The 25,295-nt window shown below is 44.6% G+C and carries 16 protein-coding genes; all 16 read left to right on the forward strand.

The features are described from left to right. Positions 1-2: 2 nt before the first annotated feature. A complete protein-coding gene (locus tag LI288_RS06345) occupies positions 3-1,499 on the forward strand; it encodes a hypothetical protein (protein ID WP_022433183.1) in 1,497 nt (498 codons plus the stop codon). Beyond that, positions 1,499-2,227 (forward strand): DUF6063 family protein, encoded by a 729-nt coding sequence (locus LI288_RS06350; protein ID WP_022433182.1) that lies wholly within the window; start codon positions 1,499-1,501, stop codon positions 2,225-2,227. Before LI288_RS06345 ends, LI288_RS06350 begins: the two co-directional genes overlap by 1 nt. Next, positions 2,214-6,770: a hypothetical protein gene (locus LI288_RS06355; protein ID WP_227089825.1), complete on the forward strand. Its 4,557-nt coding sequence runs from the start codon at positions 2,214-2,216 to the stop codon at positions 6,768-6,770. Before LI288_RS06350 ends, LI288_RS06355 begins: the two co-directional genes overlap by 14 nt. Before the next feature lie 135 nt (positions 6,771-6,905). Beyond that, positions 6,906-9,797, forward strand: coding sequence for a tetratricopeptide repeat protein (locus tag LI288_RS06360; RefSeq protein WP_227089826.1), 2,892 nt, complete (start codon positions 6,906-6,908; stop codon positions 9,795-9,797). A 60-nt stretch (positions 9,798-9,857) separates the two neighbouring features. Next, on the forward strand, positions 9,858-11,846 hold the full coding sequence (gene tkt, locus LI288_RS06365) for a transketolase (RefSeq protein ID WP_227089827.1): 1,989 nt from the start codon (positions 9,858-9,860) through the stop codon (positions 11,844-11,846). 158 nt (positions 11,847-12,004) lie between these two features. Further along, positions 12,005-13,216, forward strand: coding sequence for an iron-containing alcohol dehydrogenase (locus tag LI288_RS06370; RefSeq protein ID WP_022433178.1), 1,212 nt, complete (start codon positions 12,005-12,007; stop codon positions 13,214-13,216). A gap of 153 nt (positions 13,217-13,369) precedes the next feature. After that, positions 13,370-13,921 (forward strand): RNA polymerase sigma factor, encoded by a 552-nt coding sequence (locus LI288_RS06375; RefSeq protein WP_022433177.1) that lies wholly within the window; start codon positions 13,370-13,372, stop codon positions 13,919-13,921. Continuing rightward, positions 13,914-14,891 carry a hypothetical protein gene (locus LI288_RS06380; RefSeq protein ID WP_022433176.1) on the forward strand — a complete coding sequence of 326 codons (978 nt, stop codon included), beginning with the start codon at positions 13,914-13,916 and terminating at the stop codon, positions 14,889-14,891. Before LI288_RS06375 ends, LI288_RS06380 begins: the two co-directional genes overlap by 8 nt. A gap of 52 nt (positions 14,892-14,943) precedes the next feature. Next, positions 14,944-15,921 carry an AAA family ATPase gene (locus LI288_RS06385; protein ID WP_022433175.1) on the forward strand — a complete coding sequence of 326 codons (978 nt, stop codon included), beginning with the start codon at positions 14,944-14,946 and terminating at the stop codon, positions 15,919-15,921. After that, positions 15,922-17,007: a DUF58 domain-containing protein gene (locus LI288_RS06390; RefSeq protein ID WP_227089828.1), complete on the forward strand. Its 1,086-nt coding sequence runs from the start codon at positions 15,922-15,924 to the stop codon at positions 17,005-17,007. It begins immediately after the preceding gene. Between the two features lie 33 nt (positions 17,008-17,040). Then, a complete protein-coding gene (locus LI288_RS06395; protein ID WP_227089829.1) occupies positions 17,041-19,461 on the forward strand; it encodes a transglutaminase-like domain-containing protein in 2,421 nt (806 codons plus the stop codon). A 12-nt stretch (positions 19,462-19,473) separates the two neighbouring features. Continuing rightward, on the forward strand, positions 19,474-21,294 hold the full coding sequence (gene uvrC, locus LI288_RS06400; RefSeq protein WP_022433171.1) for an excinuclease ABC subunit UvrC: 1,821 nt from the start codon (positions 19,474-19,476) through the stop codon (positions 21,292-21,294). A gap of 241 nt (positions 21,295-21,535) precedes the next feature. Continuing rightward, positions 21,536-22,483 (forward strand): HPr(Ser) kinase/phosphatase, encoded by a 948-nt coding sequence (hprK, locus tag LI288_RS06405; RefSeq protein WP_227089830.1) that lies wholly within the window; start codon positions 21,536-21,538, stop codon positions 22,481-22,483. After that, on the forward strand, positions 22,473-23,435 hold the full coding sequence (locus LI288_RS06410) for an ROK family glucokinase (protein WP_320055225.1): 963 nt from the start codon (positions 22,473-22,475) through the stop codon (positions 23,433-23,435). The genes hprK and LI288_RS06410 overlap by 11 nt, the downstream gene beginning before the upstream one ends. Before the next feature lie 4 nt (positions 23,436-23,439). Next, positions 23,440-24,384 carry a UDP-N-acetylmuramate dehydrogenase gene (gene murB, locus LI288_RS06415; protein WP_022433168.1) on the forward strand — a complete coding sequence of 315 codons (945 nt, stop codon included), beginning with the start codon at positions 23,440-23,442 and terminating at the stop codon, positions 24,382-24,384. Between the two features lie 28 nt (positions 24,385-24,412). Continuing rightward, positions 24,413-25,285 (forward strand): RNase adapter RapZ, encoded by an 873-nt coding sequence (gene rapZ, locus LI288_RS06420; protein ID WP_022433167.1) that lies wholly within the window; start codon positions 24,413-24,415, stop codon positions 25,283-25,285. Positions 25,286-25,295: the final 10 nt, after the last annotated feature.

Raw genomic sequence — 25,295 nt, forward strand, 5'->3', positions numbered from 1 at the left:
CTATGTTAAACGATATTATTACAGAACACAAAGAGCGTATGCTCAATCTCAAAAAATATTATCCTTTTTTTAAGCTGATGGATGTATCCTTTGCCCAGTTTCAGGAAGGCAGATATGAAATGCTGGACATGGGATATATTGTCATGGGGATTCTGCGCTTTTTTATTGAGGAGAATAACTTTAAAGAAAAGGACGTCACTTACCCGGAATATCTGGACTTTATTACATCATTGCTCAAACGGGACTTTGGGCTGAATCTTTCAGCACAGGAATACAAAGAACTTGCCGATTACATTTTCGATAAAATTAAAAATGAAGGCAGACCGTTTACATTTCCATATTATGATCCTATTGAAAAGAAAAAATGTATTTCACGTATCAAGGTACTGGAAAGTGCCATCCGTGACCATACGGTATGGTATTCCATCAGTTCCGATGCAATTGAATTCTATCTGGATACGAAAGAAATTAAAGAAGAAAGCAGAATCAGTGTGCAGCAGCTGCTCTTAGAAAAAATGATACAGGCACAGAATTTTCAGGGCGGCAAAGATGTGATTGTGCGGATTAATGAAGAAGTGGCACGCCTACAGCGCAGAAAAAATGAGATTATGGAATTGCTCGGCAAAGATGTCTTTGCGGGGATTGAAGCGTATGAAGATTTTGTCCATACGGGTATGCGCTGGTTTGATGAAGAAGAAAAGCTGTTTAAGAAAAATAAAGATTTTATCGAGGGTGCGCTTGCAAAGATGGAAGCCGAACCGGTACAGTCGGAGAGCTATTACCGTACTTTAAAGGAGATTTACGAGCTGGACAGCCAGTTACAGATAGCCATGACAAGGCACGGACAGCTTTTATCGGCATGTACACAGATGCAGCAGATGACAGAAGAAGCCGTGAAGCGGGCAAAACTCGGACGGTTAAGAAGCCATATCCATTTTGGGGCGCTTCTGACAGATTTAATCCGCAGCGACAATGCGGGATTGTTAGAACAGCTTTTGTCACCGGTATTACTGCCGCATATAAAGAAGCGGTTTACGCTGGATTCACTTGACGAGGCACTGACCGTGAAGCCAAAGCAGGCAGAAGCGGCGGAGAAAGTAGAAGAAGAACCGCCGCAGGAAATTCAGTTTGCAGATGAAATGGAAGATCAGCGTATTCGTAAAAACTATACATTTTTAATGAATAATCTGCTGGCGGCATTTGAAAAGAGAGATACGTTTACGCTTTCGGAATTTGGCGCGGCAATGAGCAGAATGTATTCGCCGGATATTTTAAAAAATGCGGATTACTATTCCTTTTTTGTCAACCTGTGTCAGAAACAGGAGTATGTCATCGGCGGTCAGACGGAAAACGAGAGTTTTCTCGATGACATTTTAAGCGGCGCATTTGCAGACCGTGAACCGGTACATTTTACGATTACGCCAAAATCCGCAGGAGCGCAGGACGAACAGCCAATGGAACAGTCTGAACTGGTGTTTGAACGGAAGGGAACAAAGTAATGGAAAGCAGAAATATAGAAAAGGCACTGGAAATATCCGCAAAACTGGCGGCGGGGGAAACGGTAAGCGAGCAGGGGACAAATGCTGCCCTGTATCAGGAATACAGTACCAACCCGGAAGTGTATGATATGGTATTGTTGTCGTTAAAGAAAATGGAACTTTCGGTTTATGAATATAATAATTCGCTGTTTGCCGCGCCAAAAGCGCACGGCAGCCTGTTTGGCTACAGCAATGAAGCGCTGCGCCGGGAGCTGGGACTGCGTACCAACGGCGAACTCTATCTGGCGTATTTTATCATCTATAATATTATTATGGAGTTTTATACGGATACCATCAGTGCAACGTATGCCGAATTTGTCCGCGTGGAAGACATTGTCCGCAAGGTGGACGATACAACGGCAGGCATTGTGGATAAGAAAAACGGCTTTGTTTTAAGTGAAATTGAGGAAAACAGCTTCCGCAGCCTTGCGTTAAGCTGGGACAGCCTGCCGGCGGCAACCGTGGAATTGTCGGAATTAAGGGCGGCGAAGAATTCCAAGTCGGGTTTTGTAAAGCTGGTCTGTAACTTTTTAGTCAGCCAGCAGTTATTAAGTGACAATCAGGAGCGGTATTATCCGACAGACCGTTTCCGCGCAGTTGTTGAAAATTATTTTGACGAATCCAGAGGAAGAATCATGGAATTGTTAGACCAGTCAGGAGAGGAGAGGGACGAACATGCCGCAGATTAACAGAATCCGTGTAAACAATGTAAAATACAATTTCGGTACGCAGTATTACGATGACTTTATGATGCGTTTTCACTGCCGTAACACGATTTATGACCTTGCAAACGGCGGCGGAAAGAGTCTTTTAATGCTGCTGCTGCTTCAAAATGTGATTCCGAACTGTACGCTTGATGAAAAACAGCCGGTTGAAAAGCTGTTCCGTCCGGGCGGCGGCAATACAGTGATCCACTCATTGATTGAATGGAAGTTAGATACCGCTAACAACGACGGCTATAAATATATGACAACGGGATTCTGCGCAAGAAAGGCAAAGGATACGGAAGCAGACGGCACGGAAGCGGACGGCATATCCGGGCGTTTTTCTGCGGCAGAAGAAGCACCGGCGGGACGTGACAATGCCAGCGTGGAATATTTTAACTACTGTATTTTTTACCGGGAGTTTGGTGAAAACGATATTAAAAATCTGCCGCTGACAAAAAACGGGGAGCGCATTACTTATAATGGTTTAAAGCAGTATCTGCGGGAGCTTGAACATAATGATTTCCACGTTTCGGTAAAAATATTTGACCGAAAGGGCGAATATCAGAGTTTTATCAGCAAGTATGGGCTGTATGAGAGCGAATGGGAAATTATCCGCGGCATCAATAAGACCGAAGGACATGTAAGAACATATTTTGAAACCAATTATAAGACAAGCCGTAAAGTTGTAGAGGATTTATTAATAGAAGAAATTATCCAGAAATCTTTCCACAATAAGCTGGCAGTGGGCAATGACGAAGGTCAGATGGCACAGACACTGCTTGATATTAAGGATACGCTTGCCAGACTGTCAAAGAAAAATGCACAGATTACCAATTATGATAAACAGATGGAGCTGCTCGATGCTTTTTCAGAGTATATTCTGGGATACCGCTCTTTATATGAAGAAAAGGGAAATCTGCGGGGACAGCTGTTAAAGCTGCTTATGCAGTGCAGACAAAATCTGTCGGGATATCGCGCGCAGGAAGAAAAGCAGAAGGACGAACTGCTTCATTTACAGGAAGAATTATTAAAACAGCAGCGCATGATCCAGACTGCAGAAGTGCTTACAGAACAGGCTTCCCTTGCGGGAATGGAAGAACTGATTGCTGCAAATGAGAAGAAGCGGGCATATTTTAAGGAACAGGAAGAACACTTAAAAAGGCAGATGGAAGAAACGGAAAGTCTGGTAGAATACCGCGAATATTTACAGTATCAGAAGCTCTACGATGAACTTTTGGCAGCCATTGCGGCAAACGGACAAACGGATGAAGAACTGACAAAACAGCTCTATGCACTGGCAGCGGTGATTGTGCCACAGCTTGTACAGAAAAAGAATGCTGCCGGTGAAGAATTGCAGAATGCAGAAACACAGTACCGGGCGTGTCAGAAAGAAGCGGCACAGGCAAAGGCAGATTATCAGGAATTACTGGGCGGGGCTGCGGCGGCAGAACAGATTGCAGTGCATACTGCCAAAGAGATTGAACAGGCAGAAAAAGAACTGGGTGCCTGTATGGAACAGGCAGGAATCCTTGTGATGGAAAAGGCAGGTGAAGAATACAGTGCCTGCACACAGAAAATTAAAGAACAGGAAGAACAGCTTTTACAGACCGAGGGACAGCTTTCACAGGTGGAAGCACTGCTTTCAAAGGGCAGACAGCAGCAGGCATCCTGCCGTGCGCGGATTGAACTGCTGACAGAACAGTTAGGACAGGCGGAAACCAAAAAAGAACAGGAACAGAAAGAAAAGCAGCAGCTTTTACAGTTAAAGGCCGTCTATGGGGAACAGGATACCCGCCGGGCATGCCGCGTTGTATTGGATAACCACCGCAGACTGGAAGCGGAATGTGAGCAGCTTACCGCTGACTGTACGCAGCTTACGCAGTTCCTTGAAAATATGAAGCACGGGATATTCAGTGCGGGCGGAAGACACCGGGAGAAGGTAAAAAGCTATCTTTCAGGACGGTACGGAGAAGATGTAAAAGAAGGCAGCGAGTGGCTTTCGGGGCTTTCGGAAGATGAAAGAAAACAGGTGCTTGCCGCATTCCCATATGCCGAGTATGCATTTATTGTTGAAAACGATTTTTCAAGAATCAAAGAAGACCCGGTGCTTGCGGACTTTGGCAGAAGTGCCTATGTGATTCCGGTATTGTCTGCACAGGCGGCAAAAGCACAGCTTACGGCAGAAAATGAACAGTATGTTGTATATGCTAGAAAGGATATGGCATTTTTAAAGGATGAAAAGCTGCGCGGGCGGGAAGAAAAGCTGGCGCAGGAAGAACTGGCGGCGGCACAGGAAAAACTGGTCAGACTGACCGACAGAAAAGAAATTGTCTGGAATGACTACGTGCGCATACAGGAACTTTCAAAGCTGGAAGAAGAACCGGCAAAGAAAGAGTTTGAAGCGCTGTCTGTGCGTTTAGAGGAACTGCAAAAGGAAGCACAGCGTTTACAGGAAGAAATGGAACAGGAGGAAGCCCTGCGTAAAAAAGGCCGGGAGCGGAAAGCACAGGTGCAGGAAAAGCTGGCACAAAACCGGGAGCGGTATCCATACGTGCAAAAGTGCGCAAAACTGGCAGAGAGTCTTCTTGTACAGTACCGTGAAAAGCAGGAATACACGCAGAGGGCGGCAGATGCAAAGCAGGAACAGCTCTTAAAAGAGCAGGAAATGCAGGCGCAGGAAAAGGCAGAACAGACCGCCTTACAGCGCAAAAATGCACTGGCAGAAGAATATGACCGTCTGCAAAGCCGTCTTGACAAGCGTTATCAGGCATATATAAGCGTGGAAGCCGACGGCGGACAGTCCGCAGGAATTCATGTGCTGCAGTCAGCGGCGGATGGCAGTGCGGTAGCAGGGTTAGCGGATGCTGACGGACATGCGCTGTCATTAGAACAGCTGGAGAACCGCTTTGCGGGAGTGAAAAAGGCATTGGATGAAAAAAATGCTGATGTGCATGATAAAGAAGAATTATTAAGACATTACCGTGCGGCAATGGGAAAATGCAGTACGGCAATTGCACGCCGCCATTTTACAATGGAAGAACTTGCGGCAAAAGAGGCACAGGGAGAAGCTGTCCCAAATCCGGATGATGCGCTCCGTGCGCTTGAGCAGGAACGTGAGCAGGCGGTACAGCAGGAAAAAGCGGCAGCAGAAGAACTGGAAGCGCAGAATGCATTAATGAACCGTCTGCAGGGAAGTATTGCACACGGAAAGAGCCAGATTGAAGAAAAGTACGGTGCTTTTGAAGCGTTTGACTGTGATAACCCGGAGCAGTTCATTGTACAGCATAAAAATTATAAGGACAGCATTGCAGGACAGATCAAAGAACTGGAAAAAGAGCAGAAACGCCAGACAGAAAAAATGCAGGATTTCCTCGTAATGGAAAAGGATTTGTCAAGAATTGTTGCCAAAGCGGGCATTGAAGTGCCGGAAGCGTCAGAAACGGAAAATGCAGATACCATGGCAGGACAGCCGGAGGATACAGACATAAATGTAGCAGATTTTTCGGGCTATGAAACGGTACAGAAAGAATTTGAAAAGCTGTGTGCGCTTGAGGTGCGCAAGCTGGAAGAATTTTTAAAGAAAAAGGATAAGCTGACGGAAGAACTGACGGCATGTGATGCAAAAGAACTGGCATTGGAGATTAAAATGTCGGTTCATGTGCCAAAGGACATTGAAGCCGTGAAGCAGTTAAAGTCCAGACTTTCCGAAACCAATACGCTGATTGCACTGGAAAAAGAGCGCGTATCCAAAGGGATTTCCGATATGGAGCGTATCAAGGATAACTTTGAAAACCGGTGTGTCCAGATTTGCTGTAATATCAAGACGGAACTTGACCGCCTGCCAAAGCTTTCAAGCATTACGATGGATAATGAGGTTATTTCTATTATCGGGCTGTCCGTACCGTATGCCAAGGAATCCGATTATAAGGAAAGAATGGCGGCATACATTGACGAAACGGTCCTGATGGCGGAAAGCTTTGACAATACACAGGAGCGGTTAAAATATATCCGCAACCGGTTAAGCTGGAAACGCCTTTTTGCCGTGATTGTAACCGATATGAACGCCATCCGCGTAAGTCTTTATAAAAGAGAGCGCATGAAAGACCAGAGCCGGTATCTGCGGTATGAAGAAGCAGTGGGTTCAACCGGACAGTCACAGGGTATTTATATTCAGTTTTTAATTGCGGTAATTCATTATATTTCAAGTATCAATGCGCCGGCAGACAGTGCGGGTGTACTGGGCAAGACCATTTTTATTGATAATCCGTTCGGTGCGGCAAAGGATATTTATATCTGGGAGCCGATTTTTAAGCTGTTAAAGACTAACCACGTGCAGCTCATTGTTCCGGCACGAGGTGCAACCCCGGCGATTACGGGAAGATTTGATGTCAATTACATTTTAGGACAGAAGCTTGTACATAACCGGCAGCAGACGGTTGTTGTCGATTACTACAGCCGTACAAAAAATGAGGAACTTGAATATACGCGCATGGATTATGAGCAGGCAGTATTCGACTTTATATAGGCGCTATAGGCAAAAAACGCCTCAACGTTGGCATTTCTTTTTAAAAGAGTTTACAAGAATACTGCGCTGTGATAAACTTGAATAGAATATGTTTAAATCATTTATTTGATATATACAGTAAAGGTGGCGTTTGTTTTGGATAAGTATGAATTTAATATAAAAGTAGATCAAATTAAAAAGCTTGCTGCCAAGAAGTCATTTCAGGAGGCGGCAGCGATTGCCAAGGAAATGAACTGGCAGAAGGTGAAGGACTGGTCCACGCTGGCAACTGTTATTAACGTACAGGAAGCAGCAGGGGATTATCTGGAAGCAAGAGATATGGCAATTCTTGCATACAACAGAAATTTAGGCGGCAGAAAGCTGGTTTATAAGCTGGCGGAGCTGCTCATTAAGCTGGAAGATTTTGAAACGGCAGAGGAACTTTATGAAGAATATGAAAAGATGTCACCGCATGATGTCAATCGTTTTCTTTTGTATTTTGATTTAAGAAAGGCACAGAATGCCTCGGATAATGAACTTGTAGAAATCTTAGAGGACTACAAAGAGCATGAAATTGATGAAAAGTATATGTTTGAACTGGCAAAGTTATATGCCAAAACAGGCAGAAAAGAAGAATGTATCAAGACCTGTGATGATATTGTACTGTGGTTTCAGGACGGACAGTATGTGGAGAAGGCGATTCAGTTAAAGCAGGAATTTGGCGTTGAACTGACCAATACACAGAAAAAAATCTTAAAGGATATTAAGAATCAGAAGCAGGATATAGAAGCAACCAGAGAAATCATGTTTGAGGAACAAAAGCAGCTTGCGGCAATCCAGAGCGATGAAATTGAAGAAGCGGTGGAAGAAGCAGAAAGTGATGCGGACGATGATATTATTCTGCCGGAAGACGATGAAAGTACCCGTGGCATTAAATCTTTCTTTAAGAAAGCATTTCATTCGCGGGCGCAGTCAGAAGAAGATATGCGCGAAATAGGCTATGAAGATGATGACGAATCCGATGATTCCGATACATATGAGAACACCGGTGCGCAGGATACAGAAAAAACACCGGAAGAACCGGTATTTTCAGCGGAAGAATTTGTAAAAGAAAAGACAGTGACGGATACCGCACCAAAAGCAGAAAAAAAGGAAGCTGATACAACGGTGGATTTGTCTGAAAGTATTGACAAGGCATCCTCATCTTTACGTGAACTGATAGAAGATGCAAAGAAGAAACTGGAAGACAGCTGCGGCGATTTATCAGGTAAAGAGGATTCATTCCGGCAGAAGGCTGTAAATACGGTCAAAGAACCGGCAGATGAAGTAGAGATTAAAGTGGACATTCCGGCATATAACAATCCGTATGATACACAAAATTTACAGGCGGCACTCGCTAAAAATTTAAGTGAATTCATGGAGGAAGAAAAAGCAGAGGCAGAGGCACTGCGTCCTCAGCCGGCGAAGCAGGAAGAAACGGCCGGTGAAAGTCAGGAAGATGAACAGATTGAAGGTCAGTTAAGCCTTGCAGACTGGTTAGAAGCGGTCCGTGAAGAAAAATACGGAAAGCAGAATACAAGGGAATTCTCAAAGACAGAGCTGGAAAAGATGTTAGATGAGAAGGACGAAAAGAGTGCGGCATACGAGCGCATTATGGTTGAGCAGAAAGCAGCGGCACAGGCAGCAGGCAAAGCCTTTGATGAAAAAGAAGCAAGCCGCCATGCACACGCACAGGTGATGTTACAGGCAGCAAAGACCGATCTTGCAATCCGTACCGGAAAAGCAACCGTACACTTAGAAGAAGCAGCAGCACAGGATGTCCGTCGTCAGCAGGCAGAGGAAGAAGCAAGAAGAAAAGCGGAGGCCGAAGTACAGATTCAGAGGCGCATGGAAGAAGCCCAGAAAGCAAGAGCCGAGGCAGAAGCCAGACGGTTAGCCGAAGCACAGCGTGCAGCTGAAGAAGCCAAGCGGGAAGCTGCAAAGAAAGCTGAAGCACAGCGTATAGCCGAACAGGAAGCAGCGCAGCAGGCAGAAGCCCAGCGGTTGGCGGAAGAAGCAGCACAAAGAGAACAGGCACAGCGTGCGGCAGAGCAGGAAGCGGCGCAAAGACAGCGGGCGGCTGTCAGTGAGGAAGTTTCATTAAATACACAGCAGCTTCCGCCGATGGAAGACCATCTTTCCGATATGAATCCGCTGGAAGCAATCAGCAGTGCAAAGCTTGCCAGTGCCGTACAGCAGGAGAAAGTTTACACCGGCATGGGCGAAGGCACGGAAATTGATGAAGAAAAGAAGTTAAGCGGAGAACTTGCAAAGATTTTCAGAAAATACCGTGAAATGCCGGGACTGGAAAGCCAGCTGGCAGCATATTTTGAAAGCCTTGAACAGGAAATGGCGATTTCAACGTCGCAGGTCGGCAATATTATCATTTCCGGTAATTCAAGCTCAGATAAGTCTGATCTTGCAAGAGCCATTGTGCGTGCGGTGAATTACCTGTATCCGGAACACACACGTAAGATTGCAAAGACGACCGGTGACAGTATCAATAACCGTGGACTGGCAAAGGCGATGAATAAGTTAAAAGGCACCGCACTGATTGTTGAAGGTGCGGGGGCAATCCAGCCGAAGCGTATGAGTGAAATGCTGGAATGTCTGGAACAGGATACGGAACGTATGATTGTTATTCTGGAGGATTCGGATGCAGAAATGAATGTACTGCTGAATTTTAACCCGGAAATGACACAGAAGTTTAATCATCGCATCGTGTTAAAACAGTACACGGTCAATGAACTGGTTGAAATGGCAAGAAAATTTGCAAGAAAACGCCAGTATGAAGTCAGTGATGATGCGCTGCTGGAACTTTATTTAAAGATTGATAAATTACGCAATAATGTAGATAATATCCGTATGGATGATATTAAGGAAATTATCAATCACGCAATTGTAAAAGCAGAAAAACGCGGCTCAAAAAGATTTTTTGGCGGTTTAAAGAGAAAACGCGGCGAAAACGGAGATGTTACCATCCTTGTTGAAGCAGATTTTAAAGATTGATAAAAAAAAATAAAAATGCCGGTACAGGCACACAATAAGAAATGGAGGAAATGAATCATTATGAAGAACATAGAGGAACTGTCAGTAAATACAATCCGTGTGTTATCAGCAGAAGCGATTCAGAAAGCAAAATCAGGACATCCGGGACTGCCGCTTGGCGCAGCACCGATGGCATATGAATTATGGACAAACCATATGAACCACAATCCGGCAGACCCGGAATGGGCAAACAGAGATCGTTTTGTACTCTCAGGAGGACACGGCTCGATGCTGTTATATTCTTTATTACATTTGTTTGGCTACGGAAATCTTTCTATGGAAGACTTAAAGAATTTCAGACAGCTGGGTTCATTGACACCGGGACATCCGGAATACGGTCATACCGTTGGTATTGAAGCAACGACAGGCCCGCTTGGACAGGGTATGGCAATGGCAGTCGGTATGGCAATGGCAGAAGCACATCTTGCCGCTGTATTTAACAAAGACGGTTACGATATTGTAGACCACTATACTTATGTACTTGGCGGTGACGGCTGTATGATGGAAGGTATTTCATCAGAAGCATTTTCACTCGCAGGAACATTAGGACTGCATAAGCTGATTGTATTTTATGATTCCAACAACATTTCTATTGAAGGAAGCACCGATATTGCATTTACGGAAGACGTAACAAAGCGTTTTGAAGCATTCGGCTTCCAGACACTTGAAGTTAAAGACGGCAACAATCTTGCAGAAATTGCTGCAGCGATTGAAGCGGCAAAAGCAGATACAACCCGTCCGACAATGATTAAGGTCAATACGGTGATCGGCTATGGCTGTCCTGCAAAGCAGGGTAAGGCAAGCGCACACGGTGAACCGCTCGGTGAAGAAAATGTTGCGGCTTTAAAGGAATATTTAGAGTGGCCTTGCAAGGAAGCATTTACTGTTCCGCAGGAAGTATATGATCATTTCAACGAAGCTGCCAAGAAGAAAGCAGCAGTTGAAGATGAATGGAATGTATTATTTGAAAAGTACAGAAAAGAATATCCGGATATGGCAGAAAAATGGGATGCTTATTACAACGGATATGATTTATCAAAGCTGTTTGATTCAGAAGATTACTGGAAGAAAGCAGAAAAACCGGAAGCGACCAGAAGCACATCCGGCAGCATTTTAAATGAAATTAAACAGTTCATGCCAAACCTGATTGGCGGTTCAGCCGACCTTGCACCGTCCAATAAGACAAACATGAAGGATGCCGGTGATTTTTCAAAAGACAATTATGCAGGTACCAATCTGCATTTCGGCGTCAGGGAACAGGCGATGGCGGCAATCGGCAACGGACTTGCACTGCATGGCGGATTAAAGGCATTTGTAGCGACATTCTTTGTATTCAGTGATTATACAAAGCCAATGGCAAGACTGTCCGCATTAATGAATCTGCCGCTGACATTTATCTTTACACATGATAGCATCGGTGTCGGAGAAGACGGACCGACACACGAACCGGTTGAACAGCTTGCGGCATTCCGCTCCCTGCCAAATTTCTGTGTATACAGACCGTGTGACAGAACAGAAACCGCAGCGGCATGGTACCGTGCAGTTACTTCAAAAGACCAGCCGACAGCACTTGTGCTGACAAGACAGAATCTTTCACAGATGCAGGGTTCTTCAAAGGAAGCATTAAAGGGTGGCTATATCTTAGAGGATTCTAAGAAGGAAGTGCCGGATGCCATCATTATTGCCAGTGGTTCGGAAGTAGAACTGGCAGTTAATGCAAAGGCAGAACTTGCAAAAGACGGCGTGGACGTGCGTGTTGTCAGTATGCCGAGTATGGAAGCATTTGAAGAACAGACAGCAGAATACAAGGAATCCGTTCTTCCGAAGGCATGCCGGAAGAGAGTTGCGGTCGAAGCGCTTTCAGACTTCGGCTGGTACCGTTACGTGGGCTTAGACGGCAAAGTTGTTTCCATGACAGGCTTTGGCGCATCCGGTCCTGCGGCATCACTGTTTGAAAAATTCGGATTTACAACGGAAAATGTTGTAGCGGCTGTAAAATCTGTTTTATAAAAGTATTGAAAAATTTATGTAAAACATACAAAAAATTCAAAAAAAACACTTGCAATTCACAGCAGATAATACTATAATAAACTCAAGATTGTTGAAAAATTAACAAAGTCCTGCGGGGACATTCAACAAAATACATAGTATATGGAGGATTTTGAGTTATGACACGTTTTACATTACCAAGAGACTTATATCACGGAAAAGGATCATTAGAGGCATTAAAGACACTGGAAGGTAAGAAAGCCATTATCTGTGTAGGCGGCGGTTCTATGAAGCGCAACGGCTTCTTACAGAAGGCAGAAGACTACTTAAAAGAAGCAGGAATGGAAGTAAAACTGTTTGAGGGCATCGAATCCGACCCGTCAGTAGACACTGTCATGAAGGGTGCTAAGGTTATGGAAGAATACGGACCGGACTGGATTGTAGCGATTGGCGGCGGTTCTCCGATTGATGCAGCAAAGGCAATGTGGGTAAAATATGAATATCCTGACATTACATTTGAAGAAATGTGCAAGGTATTCGGTATGCCGAAGCTTCGTAAAAAAGCACATTTCTGTGCAGTATCTTCTACATCCGGTACAGCAACGGAAGTTACGGCATTCTCAGTTATCACAGATTACGAAAAAGGTATTAAGTATCCGCTGGCTGATTTTGAAATTACACCGGATGTTGCAATCGTAGACCCTGAACTGGCTGAAACAATGCCTGTAAAGCTGGTAGCCCATACAGGTATGGATGCGATGACACATGCCATTGAAGCGTATGTATCAACCGCAAACTGCGATTATACAGACCCACTGGCACTTCATGCAATTAAGATGATTCATGAAACACTGATTAAGTCATACAACGGAGATATGGCAGCCCGTGATTCTATGCACAACGCACAGTGTCTTGCAGGTATGGCATTCTCCAACGCATTACTCGGTATCGTTCATTCAATGGCACATAAGACCGGTGCTGCATTTGAAGGCGGACATATTATCCACGGTGCTGCCAATGCAATGTATCTGCCAAAGGTTATCAAATACAATGCCAAGAATGAGGAAGCTGCCAAGAGATATGCAGAAATTGCAGATTTCATTCACTTAGGCGGTAATACAACAGAAGAAAAGATTGATAAACTCATCGAACTGCTCCGCAAGATGAATGATGAACTCAATATCCCGCACTGCATCAAGCATTATGGTGAAGGCGGACTTCCGGCAGAAGAAGGTATTGTACCGGAAGATGAGTTCTTAAAGAAGCTTCCTGAAATTGCAGCAAACGCAATTCTTGATGCCTGTACAGGTTCTAATCCTCGTCAGCCAAATCAGGAAGAAATGGAGAAATTACTGAAGTGCTGCTATTATGACACAGAAGTAGATTTCTAATCAATAAGCTTATAACGGAAAAATAAATTTTCCATTTTACGTTTCTCCTTTCATAAATGCCGTATTTTTCATAGAATATATGAAAATACGGCATTTTTTTTGCAACTATATCATGTCCGGTTTCGTATAAAGAATAAGAGGAGGTGGCAGGAAGTGTTTGAAACAGATGAAACGCTTATCAGGCGCATATTACAGGGGAAAGACCGTGAGGCAGGTGAACTGCTGGTTGAACGGCATTATAAAAGAATATATAAAGAGATTTACTTAAAAACTTCAGATGAGGAGCTTGCAAAAGACCTTACGCAGGAAGCATTTATACAGATATTAAAAAATCTATATCAGTTTGACAGTAAAAAGGCGTCCTTTAAGACGTGGATTACAAGAATTGCCTGCAATAAAGTGATTGATTACATGAGAAGCCGCCAGCACCATGAAATGCTTATGACTGAAATTTTGGACGATTATGATAAAGAAGATGCGCACAATCTTGAGGAACGTGTGACAAACCGCATGGCAACACAGCGGGTAGAGCAATTACTTGAAAAAGAGGAAGTACAAAACCAGAAGATATTTAACCTGAAAGCACAGCAGGGTTACACATTTGAAGAAGTCAGTACGATTACGGGGGTAACAAAAACTGCTGTAAAAAACCGCTATTACTCCATGGTGAGAAAGATGAGAAAGGAGCTGAGTGATTATGAGTAGGATTAAATATCCGGGTGAACAGGAAATGAAGCGCCAGATTCAGGTGATTTTGGATGAGTCCGGCATGTTTGAAGATGACGAAAAAAGTCAGGGTTATACAGAGTGTGTGCAGGTGAAGAAACGTCCGGCGGTAAAGACGGCGATTTTATTTCCCCTGGCAGCCGCGGCGGTAATGTTTCTTGTTGTCACTGCGGCAGGACTGATACCGCAGCAGACAAATTCCAGGGTCGAACCGATGACAAATGTGCTGACGGATGATACAATAAGATCAGTATCAAAAACACAGCTAAGCGACGATATTACGGTTCAGATTTGTACAGACTGTTCTTATCTGCCATTAAAAGCATCCGGGTCAGACAGCGTATCGGACAGACAGATACAGTTTAGTTATACGTATCCGAAAATTTATTATCAGGGAACAGAGGTGGAGTCTGTTACGCGCTATTACGAGGACAGAATCGAACAGTTAAAAACACAGGCGCAGACACAGTTTAAGAATGTTGCCTTTGTAAAGGATTTGGATATTCCGGTAAAGATTTCATATCATTGTTCGGCATTAAACGATGTGACCGCACCGGAAAATAATCTGGTGTCAATTTATGAAAATTATTCGGAGAGTTATACAGCATACGATAAAGATGGGGCGTATGTTACGGTAATGACCAATGCTGTTTATGGTGGGAATTTTAATGCAAAGACAGGAAAGAAGCTCTCTTTAAATGAACTTTTTGAAGAAAATGACTTGTCAGGGCTGGAAAAAGAATGGATCGGTATCGGACAGACAGAACAGGAATTACAGACGATTGCAGATACGGATGCATGGTATTTATCGCAGGACGGACTGGCACTGTGTATCAACGGCTGTGAAAACGATTATGAGAATAACGCAGGAAAGCTGCGGTATCACAATGTTTCATGCAAAACAAATGTCGTGGCTTATGACACGCTTTCCGGATTAAAGAAAGGCTAAAAATCCACAGGCAGAATGAATACAGGAAGATACGGCAGAATGTGAGGAGAGTATGCCAAACGAGATGGAAGAATTAGAATTTTATTTAAAAAAGGCAAAACAGGTTGTATATGAAGTCAAAAAGACAGTTGTCGGCAAAGATGAGGCTATCTGCAAACTGCTGATGGCAATCTTAGCAAAGGGACATATTCTGATTGAAGATATTCCGGGGGTCGGAAAGACAACGATGGCGCTGGCATTTTCAAAGGCACTGGGATTGGAATGTAACCGGCTGCAGTTTACACCGGATATTATGCCGTCGGATCTGACGGGATTTAACTTATACAACCGTCAGACAGGGCAGTTTGAGTACAAGCCGGGAGCTGTGCTGTGCAATATTTTACTGGCAGATGAAATTAACAGAACCTCGCCAAAGACCCAGTCTGCGCTGTTAGAGGTGATGGAGGAGCGCAGGGTGACGGTGGACAGCCAAAGCATTGAGCTGCCAAAGCCGTTTATGGTCATGGCAACACAGAATCCGTTTGGTTCAATCGGAACACAGAAACTTCCGGAATCCCAGCTTGACCGTTTTATGATTCAGATATCACTGGGATATCCGACCGTGGAAGATGAAATTGCCATTTTAAAAAATAAGACAAACGGCAGTCCGAAAATTATTTCGGAAAAGGTGCTGACAGCAGAAGAATTAATGGCAATGCAGGCTTATGTGGAACAAATCTATGTCGATGACAGGGTTTATGATTATGTGGCGCGGATTGCAAAGGCAACGAGAAACAGCCCAGAGATTTTACAGGGCATCAGTCCGAGAGGAAGTATCGCGGTGCTTGCGATTGCCAAGGCGGAAGCGTTCTTACGCGGACATACTTATGTGCTGCCGTCGGATATCCAGTATGTATTAATGGATGCTGCGGCACACCGTATTATTGTGGATAACGGATTGAGAAATGGAAATGTGACGGCAGAAACGGCATTAAAAAATGTGCTTGAAACCGTTTCCGTGCCGAAACTGGATGTGAAAAGGGTCGTTTAAATGAGAAAAAGAAGACTTTTGTATATCGTCTGTCTGCTGGGGGTATTCTGGCTGAATGTCATCTATGTCGAATACCAGTTCTTTCTGCTGCTGGTACTGCTGATTGTTGTTCCGGCGATTTCCGGGGTGCTGTTTGAACTGGCGGCAAACGGATTAAAGCTGTATCTGAACATTCCACAGAAGGAAGTGCATCCCGGACAGCTGGTGACAGTGTGCATTAAGGCCGTAAACCGCCATGTGATATTTTTAGGGAAACAGCAGTTTCAGATTGGCGTGGTCTATCTGAATACTCCGGGAAATGAAAAGGAAATGCTGCAATGTGACGGAGTTACGGAAAAAGTACAGCAGACAATGGCGGAATTTAGTCCAAAGCACTGCGGCATCGCACAAATTGACATTGAAAAAGTATTTTTGCAGGATTATCTGGGGCTGATTGGTACACAAAAGAATTTTCGCGGAAGCTGCCAGCTTGCCGTACTGCCGGAGCCGGTTTTATCCACGCGGATCAGGACGGGGATGGAAAAACAGCAGGAATACCGCTATTCAGCGGTAGCAGATGATGATTCGGATATTCTGGATTTGCGGGCGTTCCGTCCTGGTGATAATTTAAACCATATCCACTGGAATTTAAGCCTTCGTACAGATGATTTGATTGTGCGGCAGTATGGAGAACAGATTGATGTAAAAAAAGTGATTCTTGTGGATTTAAGCATTTTGAACACAGCGCAGTACAGGAGCCGAATGGATGCAGTCTATACAGCAGTGGCTTCCATTGCCAATTTATACGTTGAAAATGAGGTGAATACGCTGATTCTTGCATGGAACGGACAGAAACAAAGTGCAGAGTATCTGGAAGTCCATGACCGGACAGAATTAAACCGTGCCATGATACGGCTGATGCAGATTCCATGCAGCAGCAGGGCAGGAGAGCATGCAGCGGCGGTATATTTAAAGGACATTGAAGCACAGGGACAGCAGGCATTATTTGTGACAGCAGGAAGCTATGAGAATAACAAAGTAAGAATTGTCAATGTGGAAAAGATACAGTTACAGGAACTGATCGATGAACTTTGGGAAAAGATATAAGGGACAGAAATTAGAAACAAGGGGTAAGACAGCATGGAAGAAAATCGTGAAATCAGTTACATCGTAAGAATGCTTCTTACAACAATCGGATCATATGGAATTATAAGGGTGCTGACTTCATGCGCCCTTTTTCAAGTGTCGGATATGGCAGTGATTTTTGGAATTCTGGCGGCTGCTGTTATTTGTGTGTACGGACTGTACGGCAGGAAAAAGCATTTTTTAACCGTGACGGGAATTATATTTGCCGGATTGTCCGTTTTGAGTTTTGGCATTTTAAGAGCCGGATTCTGCCACATTTATAATGACTGTATGACAGCCCTTGAAAAGCCATACGGACTGAGTCTTGGCAGAATTGCCGTAAAGGAAACGGCGGCGCGGCCGATGCAAGAAACAATAGCGGTGTTGTTTATTGCAGTTCTTGTGACATTTGCAGCAGCAGTTATTGTGATTTACCTGCACAGTATGCTGGGGACACTGCTTTCTATTCTGCCGCTGCTTATTTTATTCGTATCGCTGGGAGCAGTCCCGGACAGCTGTACATTTTTTCTGTGTATCAGCTACGTGCTTGGTGTTTCGGCTTTGCAGGGGCAAAAAGGCGGGGAACAGCAGTCACTGATGGTTTTGTTTTTATGTCTGATTGCACTGACGGTTTCGGTTATTGTGCGCCCGCCGGTAAACTATGAACGGTTTCAGGTATTTCAGGTGTTAAATGAAGAAGCGAAAAACCGTTTTTCATGGGTCGGCGGAGATTTAGAAACAGATGTTGACCTTGCAAACGGTGGAATTAATAACGGGGAACTGGGGAAAATTGATGGTATCCGCTACAGCAACCAGACCCTGCTGACAGTGACTACGCAAAGTACCGGGAAAAATCAGTATTTTCCGAGGTTTATCGGGCTGGATTATGATACAGGCCGGTGGTCAGAGCTGCTAAGCAGTACACTAAAAAACGATCAGAAGGAAAATCTTGTGGATTATATGGATACACAGGCGCAGGCGCAGCAGTATATTGAAAATACAGTGGGCAGTTATTACCAGATGATAAAAAAAGTACCATATATTCTCCGGTATACGGATGGAACGACACAGAACGGAACCAATGTCATTGCCGGTGTGAATAGTTACAGTGCTTTTAATAATCTTTTGGAGTATCTGCGGTATGAGTATCTTGGCGGTGGTGCGCCTTTGTATAAAAATATGGTTTCTTATCAGAATCTGGTAAAAAATAATTATCTTGATGTGCCGTATGATGTACGGGAAGTGATTGAAAATCTGCTCGGAGAAACCAGCGTTACAACGACGGAACAAAAAGAAAATTATATTAAATATGTAAAAGATTATCTTTCACAAAACTATACTTACAATATGTTTCCGGGGAAAGTGCCGGAAAATGAAGATTTTGTAAAATATTTTCTGACAGAAAGCAAAGAGGGATATTGTACATATTTTGCAACGGCGGCAGTACTGATGTACCGCTGTGCAGGAATTCCGGCAAGATATGTCGAAGGATATGTGGCGGCAGATGATACTATAAAGTCGGGAGTTCCGATACAGACGACACAGACAAGAAAGACATCGGACAATGTGCAGACGGAAGAAAATGTTGTTGAATATCAGGTGGATTTAAAGGACAATGCGGCACATGCATGGGTAGAAGTCTATATGGACGGTTACGGCTGGGTTACGGTGGAAGTGACACCGCAGGCATCGGCGCAGGGCAGTACCGGTGCAGCCACAGAAGCAGGCGCATCATCCGGAGAAGGACAGAATATACAGCAGGAATTACAGACAGAAAGCCCGTCAGAAGTTTCCACAGACGGACAGGAACTGACACAGGATGCAGCCGTACAGCCGTTGGAACAGCAGACAGATTCAGTTCCGGAAATTTCACAGGGTGCAGCCGGAGAGGCAGATAACACGGCACAGGATGACAGCAGTGCAGGTAGTACGCATGTGGGGAAGGCGCAGACAGAATCTGCTTTTACACGGCTTGTAAAACAGTATCCGCTGCTTTGGATTCCAATCGGACTGATATTGCTGTTTACAGTAATGTCTGCTATAATTCTGATACGGTATTTTACTGTCAGACAGATGCGTACAGCAAAGAAAAGAAAGACAGATATTAAGAGTATGGTACAGGAAGAACGGCGGGAAATGGTGATGGAGGCTTACCGTAGTTTTGAAAAAATGCTTGCGACAGCGGGATATGGCAGAACAAGCGGTCTGGAGTACGAAGCGTATGCGGGCTATCTGACCGAGGCATCGGAAATTTTTAAGGAAAATCATATCAAACGGATTTTTGATCTGGTACTGCGGTGTTCATTTTCCGAAATACCGGTCAGTGAGCAGGAGTACCGCGAGTACCGCAGGGATATGCAGAATATCCGCAATGCCATAGAACAAAAGCTTGGATTTTGGGAAAGACTGTATTTTAAGTATATATGGTTGTTTTAAATAAGGAGAGGTATGTTTGATTTAGAAGATGAGTTAAAGAAACTCCCGGCAAAGCCGGGAGTTTATATTATGCATGACAATACGGATACGATTATTTATGTGGGAAAAGCTGTGAGCCTGAAAAACAGGGTGCGGCAGTATTTTCAAAGCAGCCGGAATCATTCGTCCAAAATAAAGAAAATGGTTTCGCACATCGCTTATTTTGAGTATATTATTACAGATTCCGAACTGGAAGCGCTGGTTTTGGAGTGCAACCTGATTAAGGAGCACCGCCCGAAGTATAATACGATGTTAAAGGACGATAAAACCTATCCGTTTATCAAAGTTACGACAGGTGAAGCGTATCCGAGAGTTTTATTTTCAAGGGATATGAAGCATGGTGCGGGCAGATACTTTGGCCCGTATACTTCGGCAGGGGCGGTCAAGGACACGATTGAACTGCTCTGCAAGCTCTATAAAATCAGAACGTGCAGCCGCAATCTGCCAAAAGATGAGGGGAAACAGCGCCCATGCCTGAATTACCATATCGGGCAGTGCAGTGCGCCGTGCCAGGGATACATTTCTGAAATCGAATACAGAAAAAACGTAGATAGTGTGCTGGAATTTTTAAACGGCAATTATGATAAAATTTTAAAACAGCTGACGGCGCAGATGAATGACTGCGCGGAAAAACTCGAATATGAAGAAGCGGCGCGCTTCCGGGATTTAATCCAAAGTGTTAAGCAGGTGGCACAGAAGCAGAAAATTACGGCAGATGACGAAACCGACCGTGACGTGGTGGCGTGTGCAAGTGACGGCACGGATGCGGTGGTACAGATTTTTTATATCCGCAGCGGAAAGCTTCTCGGCAGGGATCATTTTCATATGAGCGTGGCGGAAGGTGATACCAGAAGTGATATTATCAGCGGATTTTTAAAGCAGTATTACGGCGGGACACCCTATATTCCAAATGTAGTAATGCTACAGGAAGAAATTGAAGATGCGCAGATTATCAGCGAGTGGCTCGGCAGTATGAAAAAGCGCAAGGTGTCTGTTGTGACACCGAAAAAAGGCACAAAGGAAAAACTCGTGGAGCTGGCATATAAAAATGCACAGATGGTGCTGCTTCAGGATACGGAAAAGATTAAACGGGAAGAACAGCGGACAGTCGGTGCAATGCAGGAAATTGCAGACTGGCTTTCCCTGCCGCATCTGGTACGCGCGGAAGCTTATGATATTTCCAACACCAGCGGTATTGAATCCGTTGGTTCAATGGTTGTTTTTGAAAACGGACGGCCAAAGAAAAATGATTACAGAAAATTTAAGATAAAAACGGTGAAAGGACCGGACGATTATAAAAGTATGCGCGAAGTACTGACAAGGCGTTTTCTGCGCGGAAAAGAGCAGTCGGAAGGATTTGCGGTATACCCGGATATTATCATGATGGATGGCGGCAGAGGACAGGTCAATATTGCACTGGAGGTTTTAAAGGAGCTGGATTTACACATTCCGGTGTGCGGCATGGTCAAAGACGACAATCACAGAACCCGCGGACTCTACTATAATAATATAGAAATTCCAATTGACAGGAACAGTGAAGGGTTTAAGCTGATTACAAGGATTCAGGACGAAGCACACCGTTTTGCCATTACGTATCACAGAAGCCTGCGAAGCAAGGCACAGGTTCATTCGGTATTAGACGGTATTGACGGTATTGGTCCGGCAAGAAGAAAGGCACTGATGAAGCATTTCTTAGACATTGAAAAAATCCGCACGGCACCGGTGGAGGAGCTGATGAAGGTGGACGGCATTACGGAAAAGGTGGCAGAAAATATTTATGCGTTTTTCCATTAAAAACCCATAATTGACCGCGTACTATACGGTGTGATAAAATAAAAATACTAAAAAGTCAGCGTAAAGAGTGCGACAAAGTCGCCCAGAAATAAGAGGATAGTGTGAAAAATCCTTAAATCAAAGTTTTTTCACACAACAGAATTTGTGCCGCAGGCGTCACGAATTCTGTTTATATCGCAGGACTGAATAATCAGTCCGCGATTCCTCCGGCATTAAAAATGCCTGCGGAAAGAGGAGTAGTATGAATGGAAGCGAAAGAGTGAAGCTGTCTAAAGTCGTTGAGAAGATGCAGCTTGAGAACATGACACCACAGATTGATATTTCAGGAACATGGCTTCATATTCCGGAGGTCAACAGACCGGCATTGCAGTTGACCGGGTTTTATAACCAGTTTGATAATGACCGGTTACAGATTATCGGAAATGTAGAATATTCATATTTAAAAAGCCTTTCGGAAACAGAGCGGTATGAGCGGTATATGCAGCTGCTTTCAAGCAATATTCCGTGTCTGGTATTCTGCCGCGGATTAGAGCCGGAACCGAAAATTTTAGAGCTTGCGGTGAAATGCCAGATACCGATTTTTAAATCACAGGAAGCGACATCTTCCTTTATGGCAGAGGTTATTGGCTGGTTAAAGGTACAGCTTGCACCGTGTATTGTTATTCACGGGGTGTTGGTTGATGTATATGGTGTCGGTGTGTTAATTACCGGTGAAAGTGGTATCGGTAAGAGTGAAGCGGCATTGGAACTCATTAAAAGAGGACACCGTCTTGTAACCGATGATGCAGTAGAAATCCGCAAAGTCAGCAACGAAACGCTGGTCGGTTCTGCGCCGGGTGTCACAAAGTATTTTATTGAACTGCGTGGTATCGGCATTATTGATGTTAAGACCCTGTTTGGTGTAGAAAGCGTTAAAGAAACCCAGCAGATTGATATGGTTATGCAGTTAGAAGACTGGAATAAAGACAGGGAATACGACAGACTGGGTCTGGAGGAAGAATATACAGAATACCTTGGCAATAAAGTGGTATGCCACGCACTGCCGGTACGTCCGGGACGAAATCTTGCGGTTATTGTAGAAGCGGCTGCGGTCAACCACAGACAGAAAAAAATGGGTTATAATGCGGCGAAGGAATTATACCGCAGAGTACAGGAAAATCTCATGCGGGGAGATGATGATGATGAATAAAGTTCTTTTTGGCATTGATATCGGCGGTACAACTGTAAAATGTGGATTATTTACACTGAATGGGGAACTGCTTGAAAAGTCAGAAATTCCAACGGATAAGCAGGATAACGGAAGCCGGATTCTGTCTGATGTGGCAGCACATATACGGAATATATTGGGAAAAAGGTGCCTGACAGTTTCAGATGTGGCGGGTGTCGGTATCGGTGTGCCGGGTGCGGTGACACCGGACGGCATTGTTAATAAATGTGTTAATTTAGGCTGGGATATCAAAGATGTTGCAAAAGAAATGCAGACATTTCTGCCGGTCTTTGTAAAAGTGGGAAATGATGCCAACATGGCGGCACTCGGTGAATTCTGGAAGGGCAGTGCGAAAGGCTATCAGAGCGTTATGCTGGTAACGGTAGGAACCGGTGTCGGCGGCGGGCTAATTATAGACGGAAAGCCGGTTGCCGGTGTACATGGTGCGGCGGCGGAAATCGGGCATCTGCCGATTGTGGAAGGCGAACAGGAAGCCTGCAACTGTGGGAAAAAAGGCTGTCTGGAGCAGGTAGCTTCCGCGACAGGCATTGTACGTGTTGCAAAGCGGATTCTGGCAGCAGCAGAAACAGAATCGGTTCTTAGAAATATAGACAATCTTACGGCAAAGGATGTATTTGATGCGGCACAGGCGGGAGATGCGCTTGCTGTGCAGACGGCAGAAACGGTCTGTGAATATTTAGGCAGGGGGCTTGCGTGCGTGGCGGCAGTTGTAGATCCGGAGTGCTTTTTAATCGGCGGCGGGGTATCCAAGGCAGGTAAATATTTTACGGATTTAATGGGGAAATATTATCAAAAGCATGCATTTCACCCAAGCCGCGGTACGAAGATTGTAACGGCACAGCTTGGTAACGATGCAGGCATGTATGGCGCGGCAAAGCTGGCGGCAGACAATATAAAGAATGGAGCGGAATAAAGAAATGGATAGGCTGGCAGAAATATTTGGAAAAGAAAATGTACTCAAAGATGAACCGATGAGCAGACATACGACATTTCGTATCGGGGGAGCGGCAGATTTCTTTGTTAAAGTACAGACAATATCGCAGCTTCAGGAAGCCATGCGCTATTTAAAAAAAGAGCAGATTCCATTTTATATTGTCGGAAACGGAAGCAATCTTTTAGTGCGTGATGAGGGTGTGCGCGGTGTTGTATTGCAGCTGGGGGAGCGTTTCAGCGGTTATGAATTTCTGCACGAAACGCCCGGCAGTGTGGCACAGTCAGGCACGGCGGTTGACAAGAATCAGATTGTCATGGTGCGTGCAAAGGCGGGTTCCCTGCTTGGCAGACTGGGTAAAGAATTTGCGGAATACAGCCTTTCGGGATTTGAATTTGCTTCGGGAATTCCGGGAACACTCGGCGGTGCGGTTTATATGAATGCCGGGGCTTACGGCGGAGAAATCAAAGACATTTTAGTGCGTGCAACCCTTATGGATATGGACGGCAGCCTGTTTGAATTTACGAATCAGCAGATGCAGTTCGGATACCGCAAAAGCATTGCGGCAGAGAAAAATTATATTGTACTGGAAGCCGATCTGGCGCTGCACGTATCATCGAAAGAAGAAGTGCTTGCAAAAATGGCAGAGCTTTCCGCACAGCGCAGATTAAAACAGCCGCTGGAATATCCGAGCGCCGGAAGTACGTTTAAACGACCGGAAGGATATTTTGCAGGCAAGTTAATTTCCGATGCCGGATTAAAAGGATTTTCTGTCGGCGGCGCACAGGTTTCCGAAAAACATGCCGGATTTGTGATTAATACCGGCAATGCAACGGCTGCAGATGTCATTGCACTGACTGATGCCGTGCGCGATAAAGTATTTGAAAAATACGGTGTAAAACTGGAATTAGAGATAAAGCAGTTAGGATAGGCTTTCAGTGAAAGGACGGCTCATCGTTATGAAAATGGTTATTGTTACAGGAATGTCGGGTGCGGGCAAATCAACGGCACTCAATGTATTGGAAGACGAAGGCTATTATTGCGTTGATAATATGCCGATTTCCTTAGTCGTAAAATTTGCGGAGCTGGCGGCAGGTCAGGAAGAAGGATATTCAGACATTGCGCTGGGAATTGATATCCGCAGCGGCAACGCACTCGGGGAATTCGATGAGGTTTTAGATGAGCTTTCCCGCAGGCACTACCGGTATAAAATCCTGTATCTGGACTCAAGCGATGAGGTGCTTGTCAAACGCTATAAAGAAACGCGCAGAACGCATCCGCTTGCAAAAGATGACCGTGTTGATAAAGGCATTGCAAGAGAGCGCAAAAAGCTGGAGTTTTTAAAGAAGCGCGCGGATTACATTATTGATACCAGCCAGCTTCTGACAAGGGAATTTAAGCAGGAGCTTGAAAAGATTTTTATTCAGGGAGAGCATTACAACAACCTGTTTGTAACCGTGTTATCCTTTGGATTTAAATACGGGATTCCGTCGGATGCCGACCTTGTTTTTGATGTCCGTTTTCTGCCAAATCCCTACTACGTCAGTGAATTAAAGCCGCTGACGGGAAATGATAAGGCGATTCAGGATTATGTCATGGGATTTAAGGCGGCAAGGGATTTTTTGGACAAAATTACGGACTTAGTGGCATTTTTACTGCCCAACTATGTGCAGGAGGGGAAAAACAGCTTAGTTATTGCGATAGGCTGTACCGGTGGAAAACACCGCTCCGTGACACTTGCAAATGCCCTTGCGGACAGGTTAAAACACACGGAATACGGCTGTAAGGTCGAACACCGGGATATAGATAAAGATACGAAACGTAAAAAGTGAGGACAGGAAA

Source organism: Lachnospira pectinoschiza (assembly GCF_020564355.1).
Lineage (GTDB): Bacteria > Bacillota > Clostridia > Lachnospirales > Lachnospiraceae > Lachnospira > Lachnospira intestinalis.